This window comes from Mycolicibacterium wolinskyi, assembly GCF_002101965.1.
GTDB lineage: Bacteria > Actinomycetota > Actinomycetes > Mycobacteriales > Mycobacteriaceae > Mycobacterium > Mycobacterium wolinskyi.
The window spans coordinates 173,148-197,953 of the sequence record NZ_LQQA01000033.1 but is presented as its reverse complement, the minus strand read 5'-3'; the positions used below and the strand labels follow the sequence as shown (position 1 = coordinate 197,953).

Here is a 24,806-nt window from a genome sequence, read left to right as displayed (position 1 = left end):
GACCTTGCCTGACCTTTCGTGCCGGGGTTACCGGCTGCCTAGAACTTCGCCGATGTAGAGAGCAACCGCAGCGACATTAGCGATAGTTCCCGGATAGTCCATTCGAGTGGGACCGACCACACCCATCCCGCCGTACACCTTGCCCGAACTGCCGTAGGCGGTGCTGATGACCGAGGTGCCCGCCATCTGTTCGGCCTCGGTCTCGTGACCGATGCGCACGGTGACCTTGCCTGCCTCCTGCTGGGCGGCGAGCAGCCGCAGCACCACGACCTGTTCTTCGAGGGCCTCCAGCACCGAACGTAGCGAGCCGCCGAAGTCGGCGGTGTTGCGGGTCAGGTTGGCGGTGCCGCCGAGCAGCAGCCGTTCCTCGGCATGTTCGACGAGTGTCTCGACCAGGACGGTCGCCGACCGGCCGACCGCGTCCGCCAAACCGTCGCTGCCGTTGAGATGCGTGGCCAGGTCGGACACCGCGACCGACGCGGCGGTCAGCGGTTTGCCCTCAAGGGCCTGGCCGAGCATCTCGCGTAGCTTCGCGAGCTCGTGGTCGTCGATCGCGTCGCCGAGTTCGACGATCCGCTGATCCACCCGGCCGGTGTCGGTGATGACGACGAGCAGGAGCCGCGCCGGGGTGAGCGCCACCACTTCGAGATGGCGCACGGTCGACGTCGACAAGGTGGGGTACTGCACGATCGCGACCTGGCGGGTCAGCTGCGCGAGCAACCGCACGGCCCGGCGCAGCACGTCGTCGAGGTCGACACCGGACTCCAGGAAGTTGAGGATCGCGCGGCGTTCCGACGACGAGAGCGGCTTGACGTTGTCGATCCGGTCGACGAACTCGCGATAGCCCTTCTCCGTCGGGACCCGGCCGGAGCTGGTGTGCGGCTGGGTGATGTAACCCTCGGCCTCGAGCACGGCCATGTCGTTGCGCACGGTTGCGCTCGATACGCCGAGATTGTGCCGTTCGACCAGGGTTTTGGAGCCGATCGGCTCCTTGGTGGCAACGAAGTCGGCAACGATTGCGCGAAGCACCTCGAAACGACGATCGTCGGCACTACTCACTTGTTCACCTGCCCTTCGGAGCTACGCTGCACCCATTTTACGGTTACCAGCAGTACCTTTACCGACCGTGTCGGGCCGGCAAGGCCACCGCGGGCCGAATTCAACCGGTGGCAAATCGGCTCGAGAGTATTAGCCTTAGCACCCATGCCGATGCCGAAACCGTGCACGGGTGCCCAGCAAGTGAGCCTGCGATGATTTTCAAAGGCGTACTTGAGGGCAAACCGTATCCGGAGCATGGGCTGACCTACCGGGACTGGTCTCGCATACCGCCCCGGCAATTACGCCTGGACGAGTTGGTCACGACGACAACCGTGCTCGCGCTCGACCGGCTGCTGTCCGAGGACTCCACGTTCTACGGCGACCTGTTCCCGCACGCGGTGCGGTGGCGTGGCGACATCTACCTCGAAGACGGTCTGCACCGGGCCGTGCGGGCAGCCCTGCGAAACCGCACGATCCTGCACGCGCGATTGTTCGACATGGACGCCGTCGTGCCTGCGCAGGCTTGAAGTCCGCTCAGTCGGCCATCGCGTCGCGCAGGCTCTTGGGCCGCAGATCGGTCCAGTTCTCTTCCACGTAGGCCAGGCAGTCGGCGCGTGTGCTCTCACCGAAGACCACCCGCCAGCCGGCCGGAACGTCGGCGAACGCCGGCCAGAGGCTGTGCTGCTCCTCGTTGTTCACCAGCACGTAGAACGTGCCGTTCTCGTCATCGAAGGGATTGCTGCTCATCGGTACTCCTGATCGTTCGATCGGCGGCCATGGCCGTGTCAATTCCGAGATCGGCGCCCAGCACCCGGTCGGACAGCAGTCCCAGGCAGCTGAGGTTGGGAAATCCGGGTCCCTGGTTCAGGCCCGCAAGGCCCGGCAGGAACAGCTTGGGGGTGACGCCGGTGACCGCGAGGTCATAGCCGATCGACTCTTGCAGGCTGTCCCCGGTCAACTGCGAGCCGAGACCGAGTTCCAGCATGTCGAGGGCGTCCTGGGCGAGCAACGGGACGAACCACAGGGCGTCGGCACCCGATCCGTCGATCACGAGGTCGAACCCGTGCACGGTCTCCAACCGTTCGCTGCTGGATCTGACTCCCGCTCCCGCGGGGCGATCCGTTTGCAGCGTCAACCGGATCCGCTCGTCGCGCGCCACCGCGTGCGCGACCCGGCCGCGCAGATGCCGGATCCGGTCGTCGGCGAGCAAGGCCTCCTGCACCCGCGCCGAGAACACCCCGCGGTCCGTGCGGTTCATCGCGTCACGACGCTCGGCCAACGTCAGACCCGCCCAATGGGTCGGATCGGAGTACAGGGCGTTCTCGAAGAAACCCTCGCCGCGCGTGAACAGCGTGACCTGCGGTGAGATCACGGTGATCGTCGAAACCCGGTGGCGGAACAGTTCATTGAGCATGGTCGCGGCGGTTTCACCGCCGCCGATGACGGCCACCCGCTCCGCCGAGATGAGTTCCTGGGCCGCGGCGCGGTGCCAGAACTGGGCGATCGACAGCACGCGCGGGTTGCCGGGCAGGATCGCTTTCTCGGCCTGTCCGGGTCCGGTCACCATGACGGCTCCCGCGGTCACGGTCGACTCGTGGGTCGAAAGCACCCACGACTTCTGATCCTCGTCGACGCCGATCTCGGTGACCTCACCCGAGACCACGTTCATGCCGATGTTGTCGGCCACCCAGTTCAGGTACTGGCTCCACCGACGATGCGTCGGCGCCGGCCGGCCCCGATCGATCCATTCCGCGAACTGCCCGATGTCGATGAGATAGGACTGCCAGCTGTGGCGCATCATGCGCTCGTCGAGTTCGGCGTTGCGGCGCTGCACGAGCGACGAGCGGTACGGGAAGCCGACGTCCTTCTCGGGGCTGGTGCCCAGCCGGTGCTGACCGTCGGTCCAGCCGCCGACGGCCTGCCAGTTGGCGGCGACGCCGGCTCGTTCGACGACGACGACGTCGGGTGCCGGCACGCCCATCGCTCGCAGCTCGGCCGCCTTGGCCGCCACGGCAATGGCTTTCGGGCCTGCCCCGATGACGGCCAGGGTTCCGGTTGTGGCACTCACTCGATCACCTCTCGCAACGCGTCCAGCCACATCGCCTGCAGTGCGGCGACATCATCGGCGGACAGAATGTCTGGCAGGGTTCGCCACTGCGTGCCCAGGACGGCCGCCCCGTCGCGGTCGATCACCGCGGCCATGATGGTCAGTTCGTGGCGTACCGCGACGTTGGGCTCGGGAACCGGCGTGACGCCGGCCAGCAGTGCCCGGTCCTGCAGCAGCGCATGGTCTGCCGAATCCAGTTCGATCCGGCCGAGATAGTTGAGCAGCACCTGGGGCTCGGGATTGGCGCCCAGCCGCTCCGCGGTGTCCTCGCGCAGATAGCGCAGCAGCCCGTAGTCGATCGCGTCGCCCGGGATGGCGGCCACCAGGTCGGCGACGCCGCGGGCATCGTCAGCCGTCAACCGCAGCGGATAGATCATGCTCAACAGTCCGGCGGTGTCGCCGGTGTCGATCTCACGGGTGTCCTCGCCAAGACCCGCAGACACCACCGCATCGGACCGGCCATAGGTCTCGAGGGCCAACAGCGGGGCCGGGGTCGGCTGCCCGCGGTGTCTGCGCCAATTGGTGAGCGCGCGCGCCGTTGCCGCGGCCAGCACCTCGGTCACCGGCACCGGACCGGTGAGCACGCGGGCTGTCACGTCGGGTTCGGCAAACGCCATCTCGATCGTGACGTGGCCCATCCGGTCGGTGGCCGGGTCGACGCGGCGGGCACCGATGTGCGGGTCGTCACCGACGAATTGCCGCTGCCAGAAGTCACAGGTGTCGAGCTTGAGCGCCCGCTCGGCCAGCAATCGCGACCATTGCCGCAGCGACGTGTGCTCACGCACCGGTGCGGGCGTGCGCCCGGAAGCCAGGGCATGCCAGGTGGTCTCGAGCTCGCCGACCATGATCCGCCAGGACGCCGGGTCCAGGGCCAGCACGTGGGCGGTCAGGATCAGTACGCCGCCGCGGGTGTCGGGGTGGCGCAGCCACACCGCGTCGAGCATCGAACCTTGTTGGGGATCGATGCGCTCGACCGAGAGCCTCGCCTGTTCGGACACCGCGGCGGTCAGATCGCCCGAAACCGCCACCTCGGTGAGGACGTCCCGCGGCGGCGACGCGACGAGCGTCCTGGTGACACGGTCGAGCCGCGTCCGCAGCACCTCGTGCCCGTCGATGATGTTGCGCAGCAGGGCTTCCAGCTGGTCGCGGGTGATGCCCTCGGGCAGCCGGAACGCCTCGGTCTGCGCGAGCCGGTGCGGATCGCCGTACTGGTAGAGCCAGCATCCGTTGGGTAGCAACGGGATCGGGCCGGACTCGTCTTCGGACTCGTCGACATCGATTTCGTCGGAGTCGATCGCCGCGGCCAGCTCCCGAACCGTCGAGCAGTCGAGCATGAGCCGCGCCCGCAGCGCCAGGCCGCGCCGTCGCACCGCCTGTACGACCGACAGCGCGACGATGCTGTCGAGGCCGAGGTCGAGGAAGTCGGCGGTGACATCGACGTGCGCGGTGCCAAGCACCTCGGCCAGAACTTCGGCAACCACTTTCTCGGTGTCGGTCACGGGCGCCTCGACCTGATCGGACTGCCGCCCGGCGTCGACCGCGGCGAGCGCGGCATCGTCGACCTTGCCGTTCGTGGTCAACGGGATCTCGTCGACCAGCAAGATATGGTGGGGCACAAGGTATCTCGGAAGCGCCGCGGTCAGCATGCGGCGCAGCTCGGCCGCCGGGGTGTCACTGACCACATATGCGGTCAACCGCGGTCCGCTGCGGTGGCGCCGGACCGCGACGTGGGCGTGCTGGACGCCGGGGTGGCGATGCAGCGCCGCAGCGACCTCGCCCGGTTCCACCCGAAAGCCGCGGATCTTGACCTGGTCGTCGCTTCTGCCCAAGAACTCGATTGCGCCACTTGGGTTTCGGCGCACGAGGTCACCGGTCCGGTACATCCGCGCGCCCGGGTGGAACGGATCGGGGACGAAGCGCCCCGCCGTCTCCCCCGGCCTGCCGATGTAACCGCGCGTGAGTTGTCCGCCGGCCAGATACAACTCACCGGCGACGCCGTCGGGAACCGGACGCAACCAGCCGTCGAGCACGTAGGCCGCGGTCGAATCGGTGGGATGGCCGATGCAGGGTTGCGGGTGTTCGGCGATCGCGGCGACCACCGCCTCGACCGTGGTCTCGGTCGGGCCGTAACAGTTGTGCGCCGACATCCAGGTGCGCTCGCACTCGGCCTGGATCGCGTGCCAGGCCGCGGTGTCGATCGCCTCACCGCCGAGTGCCAAGACGGCCAGCGGCACCGTGGTCAGCAGACCGGCCGCCCGCAGCTGGGTGAACATCGACGGCGTGGTGTCGATCATGTCGATCGCGAACCGTCCGATGGTCTCGACCACCGCCTCGGCATCGCGCTGCACGTCGTCGCCGACGATGTGCACGCTGTGCCCGTCGAGCAGCGCCACCAACGGCTGCCACGCCGCATCGAACGTGAACGACCATGCGTGGGCCACGCGCAACGGACGGCCGACGCGTTCGGCCGCCGGTCGCAGTACGTGGCGCGCATGGTCGGCGGCGTACGACAGGAGTGCCTGGTGGGTTCCGATGACTCCCTTGGGTTTACCCGTCGTACCCGATGTGAAGACGATGTAGGCACCCTGGCCCGGACGCACCTGCGCGGGCCGGTAGTCGGCAGGCGGCTCGGCCGTGGAATCGGCGGCGGCCAGCAACTCGTCGTCGATTATGAGTGTGGCGCCGGTTTGACGCACGATCTCGTGCACGCGCTCGTCGGGCATCGCCGGATCGAGCGGAACGATCAGCCCGCCCGCCTTGAGTACGGCGAGCATCGCCACGACGTAGCCGGGCCCGCGGCCCAGCCGGATCGGGACCGGGATCTCGGCACCCACGCCGCGACGGTTGAGTTCGGCGGCCAGGCGGTCGGCCGCCTCGTCGAGTTCGCGGTAGCTGAGTTCGCCGCCGTCCCAGCTCAATGCGATCGAACCCAGGCGCTGTGCGGCCGCCTCGGTGAATGCGGTGTGAAAGCCGCCCTGCGGCCGGGTGGTATCGACGGGGACGGCCGGGCGGGCTTCGTCGTCGAGGGTGACGGCAACCTCGCGAAGCGGCCGGTCCCAGGATTCGAGCAGTCGTTCGACGACGGCCAGCACCCGCAGGCCCAGTGCCCGGGGATCGAGCATTCCCAGTGCGCCGTCGAGGGTTTCGACGAGCACGGTGAGCCGGCCGTGGGTGGGGTGCGCGGCGATGGTCACCGGGAAATGGGACAGGCTCTCCAATGCCGAAGGCCGCAACACTGCGCCGTCGAGGTCGAACTCGTCGCTGCCCACGAGCCCACCGGGTGGGAAGTTCTCGTACACCAACAGGGTGTCGTAGAGCTCGCCGATACCGCCGAGCGAGCGTAGTTCGGTGTGGCTCAGGTAGCTGTGGTCACGCAGTTCGGCGGCTTCGCGTTGCAGCGCTAGGCATTGGCGGCCGACCCGCTCGGACGGGTCGACCCGGACCCGCAGCGGAACGGTGTTGATGAACAAACCGACCATGGTCTCGACGCCCGACAGTTCGTCGGGCCGGCCGGATACCGTCACGCCATACACCACATCGGTGCGGTCGGTGATTGCCGAAAGAATTGCGGCCCACGCCATCTGGAACAGCGTGTTGACGGTTACGCCTCTGGATCTCGCGGCGTCGAAGATCGCTGCCGACCGCTGCTCGTCGAGGGTCACCTCTGTGCGCGCGGGCAGCCCCGGCTGCGCTTCGCGCCCGGCCAGCGCCGGTGACAACAACGTCGGACCGTCGAGGCCCTCCAGGTGCAGACGCCAGCGGGCGCGGCTCGCCTCCTGATCGCGACCGGCCAGCCAGCCGATGTAATCGCGGTACGGGCGCGGCGAATCCGGCAGGACGGTGACATCGCCCTTGGCTGCGTACAGCGTGATGAACTCGCCCACGAACACCGGCAACGACCAACCGTCGATCGCGATGTGATGAGCGACCACGACCAACCGCCACTGCAGCCCGGGCTTTTCGATGAGCAGGAACCGGATCAGCGGCCCACGGCCGAGATCGAATCGCCTGCCGCGTTCCTCGGCTTCGATCGCGACGGCCTCGTCGGCCGTGGCCGTCACGTGTCGCCACGGCAGGTCGATCGCGGTCGGGACGACGGCGACCGGGCGGCTGAGGTTGCCCTGGAAGAAGCTGGCCCGCAGGTTGGGATGACGCACGAGCATCGCCTCGGCGCAAGCCCGCAGCAACCCGGCATCGACGTGGCCCGCCACGTCGGCAGCCATGGCGATCACATACGGGTCGGGACTTTCGTCACCTTCGGTGAGACCCGCCAGTGAGTACAGCCCCTGTTGGAGCGGGCTGAGCGCCAGGACGTCCTCGACACCGGGCGGTGTTCCGGTTGATGTCATGGTGTCCCGTCTTGGGTTTGCCCCCAGCCGGCGGTCAGCGCCGCGAGTTCATCGGCCGACAGGCCCGACGCGGCCATCGGGGCGTGGTGGGTGTCGCCGGAGGTGCTGCCGCTGTCGGCCGCGGCGTCGACGGCCGCGGCCAGGTCGGCCAGTTCGGGATGCTCGAAAACCATCCGCGCCGTCATCGCGAGACCGGCGTCGCGCGCCCGCGCCGCGAGTTGCACCGCGAGGATGCTGTCGCCGCCGAGCGTGAAGAAGTCGTCGAAGCGACCCACTTCACTGACGCTGAGCAGCTCGACGAGCATGGCGGCGAGCGCCTGTTCGGTCGGTGTACTCGGCGGCTCGGCCGGGGCGGTGACGGTGACCCGCGGCCGGGTCAATGTCTCCGGGGCGATGTCGTCGACCACGGTGATCGCCGCGCGGGCGAATTCCTCGGGCAGCCCAGCGCGCAGGGTCTCGACGAACGCCGCCGGATCCGCTGTTGCCGGGTCGAGCGCCACATAGCCGGCCAGGATCGGCGCACCGCGCCCCTCCCAGGTTCTGGTGGCGGCCGCCACGACGCCGTCGACGGCCTCCAAGGCGGCCTGCAGCCGTGGCTCGCCCGTCACGATGGGCTCAAGCCGTCCGTCTGCAGTCCAGCGGGCCCGGTCCCCCGTGCGGTACAGCTGCCCGTCACCAAAGGGATTGGGCGCGAAACGCTTTGCCCCGACACCGGTCGCCTTGCCCGCAGCCTCGTCCACCGCGCCACCGGCGTAGTAGACGTCGCCGATGACGCCGACGGCCACCGGGTCCAGCCACTCGTCGAGGACGTAGACGTTCGTCGCGCCCGCCGTCTGCGGCAGCCCGGCCGGCGGCACCGCCTTGCGGCTCCAGTCCTCGACCACGCGTGCACGTTCGGCCGGATCGATGACCGCGATGTCGCGCAACGTCAGGTCGGCGTCGGTCGCGAATGCCTCGACAATGCGCTGTAGCCAGCCCACGAGTCGTTGTGCGGTCGCCGCCTCGTAGAGCTCGGTGCGGTAGATGACCGTGCCTTTGTAACCAGCACCCGCTTCGGCGAAGAAGTTCAGCGACAGGTCGGCATGTGCCACGTCGAACGTGGGTTCCAATGCGGTGAAACGGGTTTCACCACCATCGCCCGAATCGATCACCTGGCCGGTCGGCAGATCCTCCCGCACGTGCACGACGACGCCGAACAGCGGGTTGCGCGACAGCGACCGCACCGGGCTCACCGCATCGACGACCCGGTCGAACGGCAGATCCTGATGCTTGTACGCGGCCAGCGCCATCTCACGCGACCGGCGCAGCACTTCGCGCAGCGTGGGGTTGCCGGACAGGTCGTTGCGCAGCACCACGATGTTGATGAAAAAGCCGATCAGCGCATCGAGTTCGGGTGCGGTACGCCCGGCCACCGGCGTGCCGAGCGGTATGTCGGTGCCCTGACCGGCCTTGTGCAGCGCGATCGCAACCGCTGCCTGCAGGAGCATGAACTCGGTGACGCCGAGTTCGCGCGTGAGCTCGACGAATTTGTCTCGCGTGGCCGCGTCGATGCTGAAGTCGAACGCCTCGCCCTCGCCCGTGGGCACCGGGGGCCGTGGGAAATCGGGTTCCAATCCGTTGTCTTCGGACAGTCCGGCCAGCTGTTTGGTCCAGTACTCGCGCTGTTCGTCGACCGAGCTGTCGGCGCCCGACAGCAACTCGGCCTGCCAGGCCGCGAAATCCGCGTACTGCACGGGCAGCGGGGCGAGTTCGGCCGGCTGTCCCGCGCGGCGCGCGTGGTAGGCGGTGAGCAGGTCGGTGAACAGCACCGCACCCGACCAGTGGTCGGCGGCGATGTGGTGCACGACGAGCGACAGCACATGCGCATCCGGGGTGGACAGCACCGCGGCGCGGATGGGCCAATCGGCCTCGAGGTCGAAGCAGTATTTGCGCTCGGCATCGAGTTCGTCCTGCAACCACTCTTCGCCGGCGCCGCGCGCCCGCCGCACGGTCAGCGGTGCGCTCGGGTGCACGATCTGGTATGGCGCACCGTCGATTTCGCGATAGGTGGTGCGCAGGATCTCGTGCCGGTCGACCACGTCGTTGACCGCCGCGATCAAGGCCTCGACGTCGCACGGCCCGGTCAGCCGCGCCGCGAACGGCACGTTGTTGACCGGGTTCGGACCGTCGATGCGGAACTGGAACCATTGCCGTAGCTGAGCGGCCGACATCTGCAGCGGCCCGTCGTGTGGCACCGCGACGATCGCGGACCTGCCGGTCGTGGCGCCCGAGGCGAGCAGTGCCTCGACATGTGCGGCCAATCCCGACACGGTGGCGTGTTCGAAGACGTCTTGCACTCCGACGTCGACGCCGAACCGCGCCCGCACCGCCGCGACGAGTTTGGTGGCCAGCAGCGAGTGCCCGCCGAGATCGAAGAACGAGTCATCGGCGCCCACCTGGTCACGGTCCAGCAGCTCGCCGAACAACGTCGCGACTGCGCGCTCGGTGTCAGTCGATGGTTCGCGGAACACGGTGGCGGACTTGATCTCCGGTTCAGGCAGCGCCCGGCGGTCGATCTTGCCGTGCGCGGTGATCGGGATCTCGTCGAGCTCGACGTAGGCCGCGGGGATCATGTACTCCGGCAGCGCGGCGGTGACCCTGGCCCGGATCCGGTCGATCTCGACGCACTCGGCATCCGCGGCAGGGGTGATGTAGGCGACCAGGCTCTTGCCGAGGGTCGGCAGATCGCTGACCACGACGACGGCCTGCCCCACCGACGGGTCGACCGAGATGGCCGCCGAAACCTCGCCGAGTTCGATGCGGAAGCCCCGGATCTTGACCTGTTCGTCGGCGCGCCCGACGAACTCGATGTCGCCGTCGGCGTTGCGCCGCGCGAGATCACCGGACCGGTACATCCGGCCACCCGGATTGAACGGGTCGGCCACGAACCGCTCGGCCGTCAGCCGGGGCCGTCGATGGTAGCCGTGGGCGACATGTGTTCCGCCGATGTAGATCTCGCCGATGACACCGACCGGCACAGGTTGCAGCGCGTCGTCGAGGAGGTGGATCGTGGTGTTGATCTTCGGCGTGCCGATCGGCACGATGCGCGCGCCCTGCTTGCCTTCGACCTTGTACCTCGTGCAGTTGAGCACCGTTTCGGTCGGGCCGTAGAAGTTGTGCAACAGCGAGTCGAACGTCGCGTGGAACTTGTCGGCGATCTCGCCCGGCAGCGCCTCACCGCCGATCGGCACGCGCTGCAGCGTGCGCCACTCGTTCACCCCCGGCAGGGACAGGAACAAGCCGAGCAGCGACGGCACGAAGTGCATCGAGGTGATGCCTTCGTTGCGCAACAACTCGGTGAGGTAGCCGATGTCGGCCAGGCCACCGGGCTTCGGGATCACCAGGCGGGCACCGGCGGCCAGCATGCCGAAGATCTCGCCGATCGACACGTCGAAGCTCTGCGAGGCGACCTGGAGCAGGCGGTCGTCGTTGGTGACGTTGTAGTCGCCGCCGAACCAGACGAAGTACTCCGCGATCGGGCGGTGTGGAACCGGTACGCCCTTGGGCAGGCCGGTCGAACCCGACGTGTAGATCAGGTACGCGGTGTTGTCCGGGTGCAGCGGGCGCACCCGCTCGGCGTCGGTCGGGTCGGTGGCCGGGTAGTTCTCCAGCCCGGTGACCGGTTCGCGCAGCACGATTTTCGGATCGGAGTCCTCGAGGATGTAGGTGAGTCGATCCTCGGGGTAGGCGGGGTCGACCGGCAGGTACACCGCACCGGCCTTGACGATCCCCACTGCCGTGATGACGAGTTCGGGTGACTTCTCCAGCAGGACCGCGACACGGTCTTCCGTACCGATCCCCTGCTCGATCAGCCAGTGCGCCAGCCGGTTGGCCGACTCGTTGATCTCGCGGTAGCTGTAGTGGCGTCCCTCGTAGACCACGGCCGTCGCGTCGGGTGTGCGGGCCGCCTGCTCGGACACCAGAGCGGTCAATGTGGTTGCCGGGGAGTCGAATTCCTCGCCGGCGACGACTGTGCGCATCCACTCGGCGTCCTCCGCCGTGAACAAGTCCAGCCGCGACAGCGGGCGGTCCGGCTCGGCCAGTGCGTTGTCCAGCAGCACTGCGAAGTGCCGCAGCATCTGGGCTGCCAGGTCGGCGTCGAGCACCTCGGTCAGGTGTTCGGCCTCGACCACCGCGCCCGCGGTGTCCCACTCGACCATGAAACCGAGCGGCAGCTGGGTGAAATGCCCACGCAGTTCCGCACGTTCGCACGTCACGCCCTCCGGGCTGAAGCCACCGCCGTCGGGTTCGCGGAAGCCGAAGCTCACCCGGGTCATGCGCTCGGCGCCGTGTCGCCGGTCGGGGTTGAGCTCGCGGACCACCCGGTCGAGGTTGACCCGCTGATGGGCGAACGCGCCGAGCGCGGTGTCTCGCGTCTGAACTACCAGATCGCGGAAACCGGCGCTGCCTTCGGGCCGCATGCGCATGGCGACCGTATTGCCGTAGTAGCCGATGGTCTCGTCGGTCTCGCGGTTGAGCACCGGCGTGGCGACCAGGAAGTCGTCGGTGTGGGTGTAACGGTTGATCAGCGCACCGAAAGCCGCCAGCAGCACCATGTACGGCGTGGCACCGGTGTCGCGCGCCAACGCCGAGACCTTCTCGACCGTATCGGCCGACAACGGCAGCGTGCTGCGTTGCGAGCGGAAGCTCGTCGGCACGATGGAACCGGCGGGGCCGGGAAGCTCCAGCGGCTCAGGCGGATTCGCCATCACCTCACGCCAGTACGCCAGATCCTCGTCAGCGGTGTCCGCCGGCGCCGCAACGGCGCGTGGCGTTTCTGGCAGCGTGACGCCGGAGTAGGCCCTAGTCAGGTCGGTGAAGAACACGCGCCAGGAGCCGTCGTCCCACGCGATGTGATGGGCAACCAGCAGCATCACGTGTTCTGCCGGACCGGTTTTGATCAGGGTGATCCGCAAGGGCGAGTCGGTGCTCAGGTCGAACGCCGTGCCGAACTCGCGCTGCGCCAGCACTTCGAGGCGCAGCTTGCGCGCACGCTCGGACTTGTCGGACAGATCGTGCATGGTCCACGCGGGAGTCAGATCCTCGTGCACCGTGGCGCGGGGTTCGCCGTTCTCGTCGGCCTGGTATGTGGTCCGCAGAATCGGATGACGCCGCGCGACCGCGTCGAGTGCACTCTGCAGGCGCTCGGCGTCCAGTTCGCCGGTCAGCCGGTAGGACAGACTCACGTTGAGAAGCACGCCGCTGGGGTCGAAGCCCTGCACGAACCACATCCGGCGCTGACCGTCCGAGAGGGCCGTCGGGTCGACGGCAGGTGCGTCACCGTCGGCCTGCGCCGAGGGTGACGCCAAACCGCGCTCGGCGAGCTTGCGCCGCATCAGCTCCAGACGCGCGTCGGAGGTGCGGGTGGCGCCGGCAGCTGCAATGTCAGTCACGCGAAAATGCTTCCTTTTCAGGTCTTTCCAGGTGCTCGATCAACTCGGTGGCGGTGACGCCGCCGAGAATGGTGGCCAGCGGCACAGATTGACCGGTGGCTTTCTTGAGCTTCTTGCGCAGGTCGAGCGCCAGCAGCGAGTCGACTCCGAGGTCGAGCAGCGACGCGTCGAGATCCAGTCCCGATGTGTCGGGCAGTTTCAGCACCGACCCTAGCGCGACGCGCACCGCACCGGTGGTGTCCATATCGGCCGTGTCGACCGGTCCAGCGGTGTTGTCACCGTTGTGGGCGGGTCGCTGCGCGGGTGCTTCCGTACCGGGCATGCCGCCCAAGAACGTCGCGAGCCGGGTGGCGTCAGCGGTGAAGATCAGCGGATCTGCCGGGTGATCGCGCAGGCTGGTGTCCACTGCCCGATCGGGAGCCATGGCGATGAGGCCGGATCGCTCGACCCGGGTGATCTCCTCGGCGTCGATGATCCCGGCGCCGGGCCACAGCCCCCAGCGCACGGCAGTGCAGCGGCGGCCCCTCGCACGCAGCTGTGATGCCATGACGTCGAGCAGCCGGTTCGCAGCGGCGTAGGCGGCATGGCCGTAACCACCCCACAACCCGGATACCGACGAGCACAACACGATTCGGGTGTCATCGCGCAGTGGCCACGTCTCGACGAGGTTGGCGATTCCGGCAACCTTGGCCCCGAACGTCTCCGACGTCGCGTGCGCGGTCAGCTCCTGGCTCGGCGTGATGGTGACCGCGGCCGCCGCGTGTATCACCAAGGATGCTGCAGTGCCGCCGTATTCGGCTGCGGTGGCCGATATCTGTGCGGTGTCGGTGAGGTCGCAGCGCGGCGCCACTATTTCGACGTCGTGGTGTGCGGCCAGCTCCGCGAGGCGTCCGTCGTCGACGCCACGGCGGCTCAGCAGCACGATGCGCCGGGCACCGAGTGCGGCGAGCCGGCGTGCGTAGTGCAGGCCGACCGCACCGGCACCGCCGGTGATCACGACGTTGTCGAGGATTCCGGAGTCTGTCGACCACGGTGCCGCGTTCGACGGCTCGTGGCGCATCGACCGCCGCCACAAGGTGGGTCCGGAGCCGTTGTCGCGCATCGCGATGTCGTCGGCTTCGCCGAGCACCGCGGTGACGGCCGCGGTGGCGGCGGCGTCGTCAAGGCCGCCGGGCACCTGCAGCTGCCCGAAGTTCTGGTCGGGGTGTTCGAAGCCGATGCTGCGGTGCATCGCGGCGAGTGCCACCGCCGCAGGCTCCGGTTCGGCGGTCGAATCGCCCGCGGTGACAAGCCAGACGTCGCGCGTGTTCTGCGTGATCGCATCGGTGTACCGCAGTAGGCCGTTCCCGATTCGCCGGCTCAATTCCTCGGCGGTATCGACCACGTCGGATCCGGCCGTCGTGGGCGCGACGACGATGAGCAGGTCCGCGTCCGCCGGTTCGGCCGCGGTCACACCGTCGTGGCGGTCGACCGCGGACCGCAGCGCCGCTGCGACGTCCGTACCCTCGTCGAGTTCGAGTAGCGCTGCGCGGCGTACGCCGTTGCGGGCCGGCGCCGGTAGCTGCTGCCAATCCTCGACGGCGACCGTCAGACCGGCGATCGGTTCGAGCGGATCCGGGTGTGCCCACAGGTGCTCGGTGCGCATGGGTGCGAACGGAAAGTCTCGCAACGACGTTCGGCGGCCGGGCAGCGCATCGCCCCACCGGTAGCCCGAATCGGCAAGAGCGACCGAGACGATGTTGGCCGACAGCCGGTCCGTCAGCGGTTCGTCGCGGCGGCCGGAGCCCACCATCACGACCGGTCCGCCTGCAGAATCGGCGGAATCGTCGAGGAGGTCGCCCATGGCGAACAGCAGCGCCGGATGCGCGGAGAGTTCGACGAAGATGCGGGCCCCGCGGCGCGCCGCTTTGGCCACCGCCCGATCGAACCGGACGGTGCTGCGCAGATTGGTGTACCAGTAGTCGGCGAAGTCGGTACCGGCCTTGACGACGTCGGCGGTGGCCGAACCGATGAACTGCACCGGGGTGTCGGAAAATTGTCCGGCGGGGAGCAGTGATTCGAGCTCGGCGCGCGACGAGTCCAAGGCGGTGGTGTGCGCGGGGAACCACATCTCGATTTCCTTGGCGAACGCGCCTCGGCCGGCGACGGTGCGCACCGCCGCCGCGACGGCATCGGTCTCGCCCGAAACCGCCACCGACGACCGGGAGTTCACCACCGAAAGCTCCAGCCAGCCCGGGGTCGCGGCGACCACCTCGGCGGCCTCGTCCGGCGTGATGCCCAGCACCGCAACGCGGTAGGGGCCGGTGAGCCGATCGAGCACGGTGGCACGGGCGATCACCACTGCGACGGCCTCGGGCAGCGTGATGCTGTCTGCCACATAGGCCGCGCCGATCTCGCCGAGGCTGTGGCCGACGGTGATGTCGGGCAACACGCCACACGACCGCCAGACGCGGGCCAGCGCGACTCCGTGTACGAATTGCGCACCCTGGATCTGGACTTGTGAGAAGTCGTTCGTCGTGACCCCGGAATCCGGATCGGCCAACAGATGGTCCAGCGGGGATGCCGCCCCGGCTGCGGCGAATTCCTTGGCGCACCGGTCGACTTCGGCGCGGTATTCCGGCAGGCGATGGTAGGCCTCGACGCCCATCGACGGCCACTGGCTGCCCTGCCCGGGGAACACGAAGGCGATCCGCGCCGCCGAACCCTGATGCGGTGGGTTTCCGGAGGATCGGACGGTCAGCGGATCCTCGCGCCCGTCAGCGAGAGCCCGCAGCGCTTCGGTGAGTTCGGTACGGTCGGCGGCCCGGATCGCGGCGCGGTGGCGGCGCAGTCGCCGAGTCGTCAGCAGGGTTGCCGCGACGTCGGCCACGTCGGCGGCCGCCTGCCCGTCGAGGTACGCCAGGATCGCAGCGGCGTCCTGGGCCAGGAGATCTTCGGCGTGTGCGCTGAGCAGAACGGGGATGCGTCCGTCGGGTAGGGCCACCATCACGCGGCCTCACCGTCGTCGGGTACCGCGACGATCGCATGCGCGTTGGTACCGCTCATCCCGAACGCGGACACCGCGCCGATCCGTTCGTTGTTGACGGCGGGCCACTGCGTCAGCTTCCTCGCGAGGCGCAACCCCTGTGAGTCCCAGTCGATTTCGCGGCTCGGCTCGTCGACGTGCAGGGTGGCCGGAATCGCCGCACGTTGTGCCGCGATCAGGACCTTGGCGAGGCCGAGCCCGCCTGCGGCGGCCTGCGAGTGGCCGACGTTGGATTTGACGGAGCCCAGCACCGCACCGGCCCCGGGGTCGGTGGCCCCGTAGGTCTGCACGAGTGAACGCAGTTCGGTGCGGTCACCGAGGCGGGTTCCCGTGCCGTGGCCTTCGATCATGCCGACGTCCTCGGGCCGCACCCCGGCCTGCTCGATGGCCTTGCTGAACAGCCGCTGCTGCGCGGCGCCACTCGGTGCGGTCAGCCCGGTGGTCCGGCCGTCCTGGTTGACCGTGGTGGCGCGCACCTCGGCCAGGATGCGGCGACGGTCGCGCACCGCGGCCGATTTGCGCTGCAGCACGAACATCGCGGCGCCTTCGGCCCACACCGTGCCGCTGGCATGGGCACTGTAGGGCCGGCAGTGTCCGTCGTCGGACAGCGCGTGTTGCTTGGAGAATTCGACGAAGTATCCGGGTGTGCCCATCACGCAGACGCCGCCGGTCAGCGCCATGTCGCAGTCGCCGGCACGCACCGCGCCGACCGCGGTGTGGAAGGCGGTGAGCGCCGACGAGCAGGACGTGTCGATGGTGAGCGCAGGCCCGGCCAGGTCGAGTGTGTACGCGATCCGTCCCGAGATCACGCCCAGTGACGTTCCGGTGATCAGATGGCCGCTGTGGTGGGAGAACTCGGCGAGTTCTGGGCCGTACTCAAGATAGGACGCACCGATGTAGCAGCCGACGTCATGGCCGGCGACGTCATCGGGGTTGATGCCGGTGTTCTCCAGTGCGCGCCACGCCATCCGCAGCGCGACCCGCTGCTGGGGGTCCATCGCGACCGCTTCGCGCGGTGAGATTCCGAAGAACGCAGGATCGAATGTCGCCGCGCTGGACAGGAAGCCGCCGAGATCGTGGATCGGTTTGAACCCGTCGCGGCGTGAGCCGTCAAGCAGGTCACCGATCGCCCAACCGCGGTCGGCCGGGAACCGACCGAGCGCCTCGCGCTGTTCGGACAGCAACGCCCAGTATTGGTCCGCGGTTTCGATCCCGCCGGGCGCCTCGAGCGCCATGCCCACGATCACCACCGGATCGGTGGCACCGGGGTGGGGCACCTGCCCGCTAGAGCTCATTGACAAGCTCCGCCACGTCCTCGGTGTACTCGTTGATGAAGAAGTGTCCGCCGTCGAACATCGAGAGCGTGAACGCGCCGCCGGTGTGAATCTCCCAGCGCCGCAACATGTCCTCGCTGATGCGATGGTCGCGCTCGCCGCCGATCGCGTAGATGTCGGCCGCGATCGTCACGTCGGTGTCGCACGCGTAACGGTTGAAGGCCTCGTAGTCGGCACGCACCGCCATCAGCAGCAGTTCGACGAAGTCCTCGTCGGCGAGCAGCTGCGGATCGGTGCCACCGAGATCGACCATCTCGGCGATGATCTCGGACTCGGCCATCGGCAGCGCAGGCGACGCGGCCACCGCCGAGGGCGCCTCGCTCGCCGAAACCCAGAGCGCGTCGACCGCGACGCCGTTGCGCTCGGCGACGCGCGCGAACTCGAACGCCACCACAGCGCCCATGCAATGTCCGAACAGCCGCAGCGGGCCCAGTTGCGACCAGTCCCCCGCCTCGAACAGATCACGCGCGAGGGCGTCGACCGTGCCGGGTGCCGGGTGTGCCATCCGGTCGCCGCGTTTCGGGTACTGCATGACGTAGGCGTCGGAACCCGCTGCTGCCAAAGCGTTTCCGATCGATCGGTAGGCCACGGCGGCTCCGCCGGCGTGCGGGAACACCAGCGTCGGTTTGGCGGCCGGGTCGTCCCCCGGATACCGCTTGATCCAGGGCTTGAAGGTGAGCTGCGTATCCGACCCGGTCACGGTGTCGCGGCGGTGTCGAGTGCGGACATCACGTCGGCGTCGTCCATGTTGGCTACCTCCAGATACAACTCGGCGACCTGGTCGAGGCGATCACTACCCGCCTCCCGCGCCGTCAGGCGGGTCGCGAGCTTCTCGACCGTCCTGGTCGCGAAGACGTCGGGCACCATGACGGTCGGCGTGTCCAGCCAGTCGCGGATTCGGGCGACGGCCGCGGTGGCCAGCACCGAATCGCCGCCGAGTTCGAAGAAGTCCTCGTCGACACCGAGTTCGGTCACCGCGAGCAGCTCGGCCATGATCGTGGCCAGGGCGCGTTCCAGGACCGTCGACGGCGCACGCGTACTGCGGCGCTGCGCACCGTCGACCGCGTCGGCCAGCATCCGGGCCACCGCGCGGCGGTCGGTCTTGCCGCCTGCGGTGAACGGGATCTGGTCGACGAGCTCGAAGTGCCGCGGAACCATGTGCGGCGGTACGAGTTCCGCGAGCCCGGCACGCAGGTCGGCAGCCGTGGTGGTGGCCTCGTCGCGTCCGATCACGGCGGCGAGCATGTCGGTCCCGGACACCGGAACGATCGCCGCGACGGCGGCATGCACACCGGGCAGTCGCTGCAGTGCGGCCTCGACGTCGCCGAGTTCGATGCGGTAGCCGCTGATCTTGACGCGGTGGTCGGCGCGGCCGACGAACTCCAGCGTGCCGTCGGGCCAGTACCGCGCGAGATCCCCGCTGCGGTACCACGTCCGGCCGCAGTAGGTCACGAACCGGTCGGCGGTGAGGTCGGGCGTGCCGCGGTAACCGCGTGCGATACCGCGTCCGGCGAACCACAGTTCACCCGGCACCCAGTCCGGGCAGTCCTCGCCCGCGGCGTTGACCACGCGGCACGCGTTGTTGGCGAACGGCTTGCCGTACGGCACGGCGGCCCACTCGTCCGGCAGCTCACCGGCCTCGTAAAGCGTTGCGTGCACGGCGGTTTCGGTGGCGCCACCCAAACCGGTCAACCGCACGCCCGGCGCCAGCGCCTGCAGCTTGCGCACCATGGTGGTGCGCACCCAGTCACCGCCGGTCGGCACCGCACGCACCGAGGGCAGTCCGGTCTTGGCCGAACCCGCGACCTCGACGAGCATCTCCAGCCAGCCGGGCAGGAAGTTGAGGACCGTGACGCCGTGCGTGTTGATCTGCTCGACCCAGTGGTCGGGGTTGCGGCGATCGCCCTCGTCGACGACCACGATCGTGGCACCGGCCGTCAGCGTGCCGAACACGTCAAGGACCGACAGGTCGCATTCCAGATGAGAGAGCGCCAGCACACTGTCGGCCGGGCCGACCCCGAAGTATCCGTTGAGCGCTTCGATGGTGTTCATCGCGGCGTCGTGGGTGACCTCGACACCCTTCGGTTCACCGGTGGAACCCGACGTGAACAGGATGTAGGCCAGTTCGTTGGGATCGGTTGCGGCCGGCTCGATTTCGTCGGCGCGCGAGCCGACGCGGATGGCCTCGGCCACGGTCAGGGCGGGCAGCCAGGTGGGCGGTCCGTCGCCGCAAAACAATGCCATCCGGACGTCGCCGTTCTTCAGCATCCGCTCGGCCCGCTCGGCGGGTTGGTCGACACCGACCGGCACGTAGACCGCACCGGCGGCCAGGATCGCGAGCAGCGCGGTGATCTGGTCGGGCCCCTTGGGGCCCATCACCGCGACACTCTCACCCGTGCGGATACCCGCGACCCGCAGCGCGGCCGCGACGGCGAGCACCCGCTCCCGGAGCTCGGCATAGGTGAGCTCGCCTGCCGACCCGATCACCGCGACGGCATCCGGTCGGGCCGCGGCCTGGGCGAAGAAGCCCTCGTGCAACGCATAGCCGGTCGGCGCGGCGGTCCGAGCGTTCGCCGCATCCCGCACGGCGCGCTGCGATTCGCTCAGCAGCGGCAGCGACGGCGCCTCCCACGACGTGTCGTCGGTGGCGAGCCTGCGCAGCTCGGCGATGTGGCGCGCGAACATCGCGTCGATCACCCCGGGCCGGAATGCGTCTTCGCGCACATCCCAGTTCACCAGCACGCCGCCGTCGAATTCGGTGACCTGCGCGTCGAGCAGCACCTGCGGCCCTTGCGAGTTGATCCAGACAGGCTTGCCGAAGGTTTCGGTGACCTCGGCGGCGAACAACTCGCCGAGGCCGAGCGCGCTCGTGTAGACCACCGGGGCCAGCACCTGGGTGCCGCGATGACGGCCCAGATCGCGCAGGACCGACAACCCCGGGTAGTTCGCGTGTCCGGCGGCGGCGTGGAACGTCTCCTGCACGGCCCTGGCGCGCTCGGCCGCGTTTGCGGTGCCGTCCAGATCGATGCCGAGCAGCAGCGACGAGGTGAAGTCTCCGACGAGCTTGTCGACGTCGGGGTGGCGCTGCTCGCGGCCGAACAGCGGCACGTTGAGCAGGAACCGGGAATCGGCCGACCAGCCGGCCAGGGCGTCGGCGAACGACGCCGCGAGCGCCATCGCCGGGGTGATTCCCCGTTTGCGCGCCGCGGCGTAAAGCGCGTCGCGGGTTTCAGGGTCCAGCCAGTGGTGGCGACGCGTGGTGTGGTGCGGGTCGGCCTGTTCGGCGACCGGCACCAGCGGCAGCCTCGGCGGGTCGGGCAGGTCGGCGATCCGCTCGGCCCACCACTTGCGGTCGGCCTCGTGTGCATCCGACGCCTCGGGAGTGGCCAGCCGGTACTCGCGGTAGGTGTAGCCGAGGGGCGGCAGTTGCGCCCCGTCGTACAGCGCGGCCAGATCGGCCATCAGCGTGCGGTAGCTCATGGCGTCGGCGGCCTGCATGTCGAGGTCGACATGCAGCCGGGTGGCGCCGCCGGGCAGCAGCGACAGCGTGAGTTCGAAAACCTCGCCGTGCAGTTGCTGGTGGGACTTGGAGCGTTCGATCACCGAGAGCCGCTCGGCGACCTCATCGGGCGATGCATCACGCAGGTCCTCGATCGTGACGGGATACTGGCGGCCCGGCGCCGCGATGCGTTGCGTGCCGTCCGGAAGGAACTCGACCCGCAGCATCGGGTGCCGCTCGGCCAGCGCCGTGGCCGCGCGCTGCAGCCGCTCGGGATCGACGCCGTCGCCGTCGAATTCGACGTAGAGGTGGCCGGCCACCCCGCCGAGCTGCTGATCGCCTTCGCGCCCGACCCACATCGCGTGCTGCATCGGCGCCAGCGGGAAGGGCTCGCCGGCATCGGGATCTGCGCTGGGATCAGTGGTCGACTGCGGCGAATCATCCTGCGCAGCACCGGCATTCGATTCGGTCGTCCGCGCCGCCACCAGCTCGGCCCATGCCGACACCGTCGGCGTGGCGGCCAGCGACGCGAAATCGATGTCGATCCCCTGTCGACGCCAGCGGCCCGCAAGTGACATCATTCGGATGGAGTCAAGGCCCTGGCCGATCAGATCGGCGTCGGGATCGACAGCATCGCCGTCGACACCGAGAAGGTCGGCCACCGCCTCCCTGATGGTCTGCGAATTCGCAACAGCGACGTCGCCCACAATGGCCTCCCGAACGATTAGCACAGGCTGTCCTAACTTCGTGGAGGCTACCCTATATTCGGGTGACCGAATACGCCTACCCCGAGGTGCCTCGTCGTGACTCTGACCACTCCCCAGCCATCCGAATCCGCAGCTCAGTCGACGTTGCTGCAGGGATTCACGTCTTTTCCGGCCGACCGCGCCGAGGCCTACCGGGCGGCGGGATATTGGACCGACCGGCTACTCGATTCGGTACTGCGCGACGCCGCTGCCGAGTGGCCGGATCGCGTCGCTGTCGCCGATGCCGGGAAGTCTTACAGCTACGCCGAATTGGACGCCCGGGCCGACCGCGCCGCCGCCGGGATCGCGGGCCTCGGCATCCGGCCGGGAGACCGCGTGCTCGTGCAATTGCCCAACTCGGCGGAGTTCGCCGTCGCGTTGTTCGGCCTGTTGCGCGCGGGCGCCGTCCCCATCATGTGCCTGCCCGGCCATCGGCTCGCCGAGCTCACGCACTTCGTCGACGTGGGCGGCGCCGTCGGGTTGGTGATCGCGGATGTGGCGGGTGGTTTCGACTATCGGGAGATGGCACGCGAGCTCGTCGCGTCGCACCCCGGCGTGCGCCACGTGCTCGTCGACGGCGAGCCGGCCGAATTCCTGTCCTGGTCGGCCGTGTCGCGTGAATCGTCGGACGCACCGCCCGCGATCGACCCCGATCCGGCGTCACCGGCACTGCTGCTGGTGTCCGGCGGAACCACCGGTGCGCCCAAGCTGATCCCCCGCACGCACCAGGACTACGTCTACAACTGCACCGCGAGCGCCACGTTGTGCGAGCTGACCGGCGACGACGTGTATCTGGTCGCGCTGCCCGCGGCCCACAACTTCCCGCTCGCCTGCCCGGGACTGCTCGGCGCGTTGAGCGTCGGCGCCACCACGGTCTTCACGGCCGACCCGAGTCCCGAGTCGGCGTTCGCGGCCATCGACCGTCACGGTGTCACCGTCACCGCTCTGGTCCCCGCGCTGGCCAAGTTGTGGGCGCAGGCGTGCGACTGGGAGCCGTTGGCACCCAAGTCCCTGCGGCTGCTGCAGGTCGGTGGCGCAAAGCTGGCCGCCCCGGACGCCACGCTCGTCCGCACCGCGCTCACCCCGGGTCTGCAGCAGGTGTTCGGGATGGCCGAGGGGTTGCTCAACTACACGCGGATCGGCGATCCGGTCGAGGTGCTCGAAGCGACGCAGGGCAGGCCCTTGTCGGCCGATGACGAGATCCGCATCGTCGACGAGGAAGGCAACGAGGTCGCGCCCGGCACCGAGGGCGAGCTGCTGGTACGCGGGCCGTACACGATCAACGGTTATTTCAACGCCGAGAGCGCCAATGAGCGCTCGTTCAGCCCGGAGGGGTTCTACCGCAGCGGGGATCGCGTGCGCCGGTTCGCCGAGGGTCCGCTGGCCGGCTACATCGAGGTGACGGGGCGGGTCAAAGACGTGATCGTGCGGAGCGGCGAGAACGTGTCGGCGCTCGATCTGGAAGAGCACCTGCTGACGCATCCGTCGGTCTGGTCGGCAGCCGCGGTGCCGCTGCCCGACGAGTTCCTCGGCGAAAAGGTCTGTGCGGTCGTCGTGTTCTCCGGTCCGCCGGTCACGCTCGCCGAGCTGCACACGCATCTGGAGCAGCGCGGTGTGGCGGCACACGCGAAACCCGACGTCCTCGTCCCGGTCCCGAGCCTGCCCACGACGGCGGTCGGCAAGATCGACAAGAAGGCGATCCTGCGCCAGCTCACCGACGGATGAGTTCGCGGGCGAGCGCTTCGGTCCACCAGTGCTCGACGCGGTCGGGCGGCCAGCCGCGTTCGACCGTCAGCGTCGTGTAGACGTCCACATTGCACAGGGCGGCGTAGATGTCGACGGCTTGCTGCACGTCCAGGCCGGCGCGCAATGTGCCGGCGGGCCAACCGGAGAACACTTGGATGCGGGTCTGGTCGGCGGCCTCGCGGGCTTGGCGGTAGAGGGCCGCAAGGTCGGGCTCGGTACGGCCCGCTTCGCGGATGAGTGCGACCAGGTCACCGGCGCGCTCGAACAGCCGCCGGTCATAGCCGGCCATCGCGGCCAGGTGCGCCTGCGGTGTCGCGCCGGATTCCAGTTCGTGGAGCATCTGCGGTAGGTCGGCCGACAGATCCGCGGCGTCGACCAGCGCCCACACCAGTCCGGCTTTGTTCTGATACGCCGCGTACACGGTGGGCACCGACACCTCGGCCGCTCGGGCGACGTCGCGCACGGTCGTCGTCGCCCAGCCGTGCGTGACGAATAGCCGACGCGCCGCATCGGCGATTTCGGCACGCGTCTGCTTCGCCTGCGCGAGCCGCCGCAGTGAGTCGTAACGACGCCGGTCGGCCATGACCACCTTCCATTTGTGTTGATATTCATTCAATATAGTAAGTGTAAATCTAATTTTGGGGGCCGACATGGATTTCACCGTTGCGGCAGGTCTCGGCGGCATCGGGTTCGTCCTCGTCGCGGTCGTCGTCAACGTCATCTACGTACGCGGCGGACTGCCGATGCCGGTGGCGGGCAAGGACATCGGCGCCGTGACCGACTCCTTCGCCACTGTCGGCGACGCCTTGAGGAAACCCTCGGTGCTTGCCCCGGCGATGTGGCTGTTCACCACGGTGTTCGCCGCCGGGCTGCTCACCGTGCTGGGGGATGGCGGCGGCGATGCCAGGGCGTGGGCGCTGGTGGGCTTTGCCGGAGTGATCATGCAGAACGCGACCTTCACCTGCGTCGAGGCGCTGCGCTTCGGCATGGCCGCGGCCGCGAGCCACGGCCGGGGCTCCATGGCGGGGCTGTGGGGTCTGAGCAATGTGCTGTTCGGCTTCAACCAGGTGTTTCTGGCCATCGCACTGCTCGGTTTCACCGCGGCGGGGGCCGACACCGGATTCATCGCGCCGTGGCACGCCTGGCTCGGTTACGCGAGCGCGGTCCTGTTGTTCATATCGTCGGCAGCAAGCCCGTACAACGCCGGCGGCGCGAGCCGAATCGCGCCGGTCGGCCTCATCGGCTGGCTCGGCTGGGCAACCTGGATCGTCATCTACAGCATCGAGTTACTGCGGCTGTGACGTAGCCACCCTGCCCTGCCGCGCCGCGCCGCCGATTGTCACGCCAGAGTGACGGGCCGCGATTGTCACACCAGAGTGACGTTCGAGGTCCGCAGCCACTCCAGCGTGACAAATGCGAGCCCACACGGAAATTCAGCCCACCACTGTCACACCAGAGTGACGTCCGAAGTCCACAGCCACTCCAGCGTGACAAACACGAGCGCAGCGCAGGCGCAACGCGCCACACCGC

At 68.7% G+C, this 24,806-nt stretch carries 13 protein-coding genes; 3 read left to right on the top strand and 10 right to left on the bottom strand.

All coding sequences use genetic code 11. The annotated features are described in order from the left end of the window. Window positions 1–27: 27 nt before the first annotated feature. Window positions 28–1,059: a heat-inducible transcriptional repressor HrcA gene (gene hrcA, locus AWC31_RS31165; protein ID WP_067852040.1), complete on the bottom strand. Its 1,032-nt coding sequence runs from the start codon at window positions 1,057–1,059 to the stop codon at window positions 28–30. Window positions 1,060–1,250: 191 nt separating this feature from the next. On the opposite strand from hrcA, the gene AWC31_RS31160 reads away from it, so the two are divergent. After that, window positions 1,251–1,565 carry a type II toxin-antitoxin system VapB family antitoxin gene (locus AWC31_RS31160; RefSeq protein WP_067852038.1) on the top strand — a complete coding sequence of 105 codons (315 nt, stop codon included), beginning with the start codon at window positions 1,251–1,253 and terminating at the stop codon, window positions 1,563–1,565. A gap of 7 nt (window positions 1,566–1,572) precedes the next feature. Here the strand turns inward: AWC31_RS31160 and AWC31_RS31155 are convergent, their stop codons facing one another. From AWC31_RS31155 to AWC31_RS31120, 8 genes are read right to left on the bottom strand one after another with little or no spacing between them, the layout of a single operon-like run. Beyond that, a complete protein-coding gene (locus AWC31_RS31155) occupies window positions 1,573–1,785 on the bottom strand; it encodes an MbtH family protein (RefSeq protein WP_067852036.1) in 213 nt (70 codons plus the stop codon). Continuing rightward, on the bottom strand, window positions 1,763–3,106 hold the full coding sequence (gene mbtG / locus AWC31_RS31150; protein WP_085148771.1) for an NADPH-dependent L-lysine N(6)-monooxygenase MbtG: 1,344 nt from the start codon (window positions 3,104–3,106) through the stop codon (window positions 1,763–1,765). Before mbtG ends, AWC31_RS31155 begins: the two co-directional genes overlap by 23 nt. Next, window positions 3,103–7,494 (bottom strand): non-ribosomal peptide synthetase, encoded by a 4,392-nt coding sequence (locus tag AWC31_RS31145; RefSeq protein ID WP_085148768.1) that lies wholly within the window; start codon window positions 7,492–7,494, stop codon window positions 3,103–3,105. The genes mbtG and AWC31_RS31145 overlap by 4 nt, the downstream gene beginning before the upstream one ends. Further along, on the bottom strand, window positions 7,491–12,926 hold the full coding sequence (locus AWC31_RS31140; protein ID WP_085148765.1) for a non-ribosomal peptide synthetase: 5,436 nt from the start codon (window positions 12,924–12,926) through the stop codon (window positions 7,491–7,493). The genes AWC31_RS31145 and AWC31_RS31140 overlap by 4 nt, the downstream gene beginning before the upstream one ends. Continuing rightward, a complete protein-coding gene (gene mbtD, locus AWC31_RS31135; RefSeq protein ID WP_085148762.1) occupies window positions 12,919–15,912 on the bottom strand; it encodes a mycobactin polyketide synthase MbtD in 2,994 nt (997 codons plus the stop codon). The genes AWC31_RS31140 and mbtD overlap by 8 nt, the downstream gene beginning before the upstream one ends. Next, window positions 15,912–17,246 (bottom strand): beta-ketoacyl [acyl carrier protein] synthase domain-containing protein, encoded by a 1,335-nt coding sequence (locus AWC31_RS31130; RefSeq protein WP_085148759.1) that lies wholly within the window; start codon window positions 17,244–17,246, stop codon window positions 15,912–15,914. The genes mbtD and AWC31_RS31130 overlap by 1 nt, the downstream gene beginning before the upstream one ends. Then, window positions 17,236–17,985, bottom strand: coding sequence for a thioesterase II family protein (locus tag AWC31_RS31125; RefSeq protein ID WP_085148756.1), 750 nt, complete (start codon window positions 17,983–17,985; stop codon window positions 17,236–17,238). Before AWC31_RS31125 ends, AWC31_RS31130 begins: the two co-directional genes overlap by 11 nt. Continuing rightward, on the bottom strand, window positions 17,982–21,494 hold the full coding sequence (locus AWC31_RS31120; protein ID WP_272937915.1) for a non-ribosomal peptide synthetase: 3,513 nt from the start codon (window positions 21,492–21,494) through the stop codon (window positions 17,982–17,984). The genes AWC31_RS31125 and AWC31_RS31120 overlap by 4 nt, the downstream gene beginning before the upstream one ends. 93 nt (window positions 21,495–21,587) lie before the next feature. On the opposite strand from AWC31_RS31120, the gene AWC31_RS31115 reads away from it, so the two are divergent. After that, complete coding sequence (locus tag AWC31_RS31115) at window positions 21,588–23,255, top strand: (2,3-dihydroxybenzoyl)adenylate synthase (RefSeq protein WP_085148750.1); 1,668 nt, start codon at window positions 21,588–21,590, stop codon at window positions 23,253–23,255. Here the strand turns inward: AWC31_RS31115 and AWC31_RS31110 are convergent. Continuing rightward, the gene (locus tag AWC31_RS31110; protein WP_085148746.1) at window positions 23,242–23,859 is read right to left on the bottom strand and encodes a TetR/AcrR family transcriptional regulator; all 618 of its coding nucleotides are present in this window, start codon (window positions 23,857–23,859) and stop codon (window positions 23,242–23,244) included. The two genes, AWC31_RS31115 and AWC31_RS31110, sit on opposite strands and share 14 nt — an antisense overlap. A 67-nt stretch (window positions 23,860–23,926) precedes the next feature. On the opposite strand from AWC31_RS31110, the gene AWC31_RS31105 reads away from it, so the two are divergent. Then, window positions 23,927–24,577, top strand: coding sequence for a hypothetical protein (locus AWC31_RS31105; RefSeq protein WP_085148742.1), 651 nt, complete (start codon window positions 23,927–23,929; stop codon window positions 24,575–24,577). The last annotated feature ends 229 nt before the right edge of the window (window positions 24,578–24,806 follow it).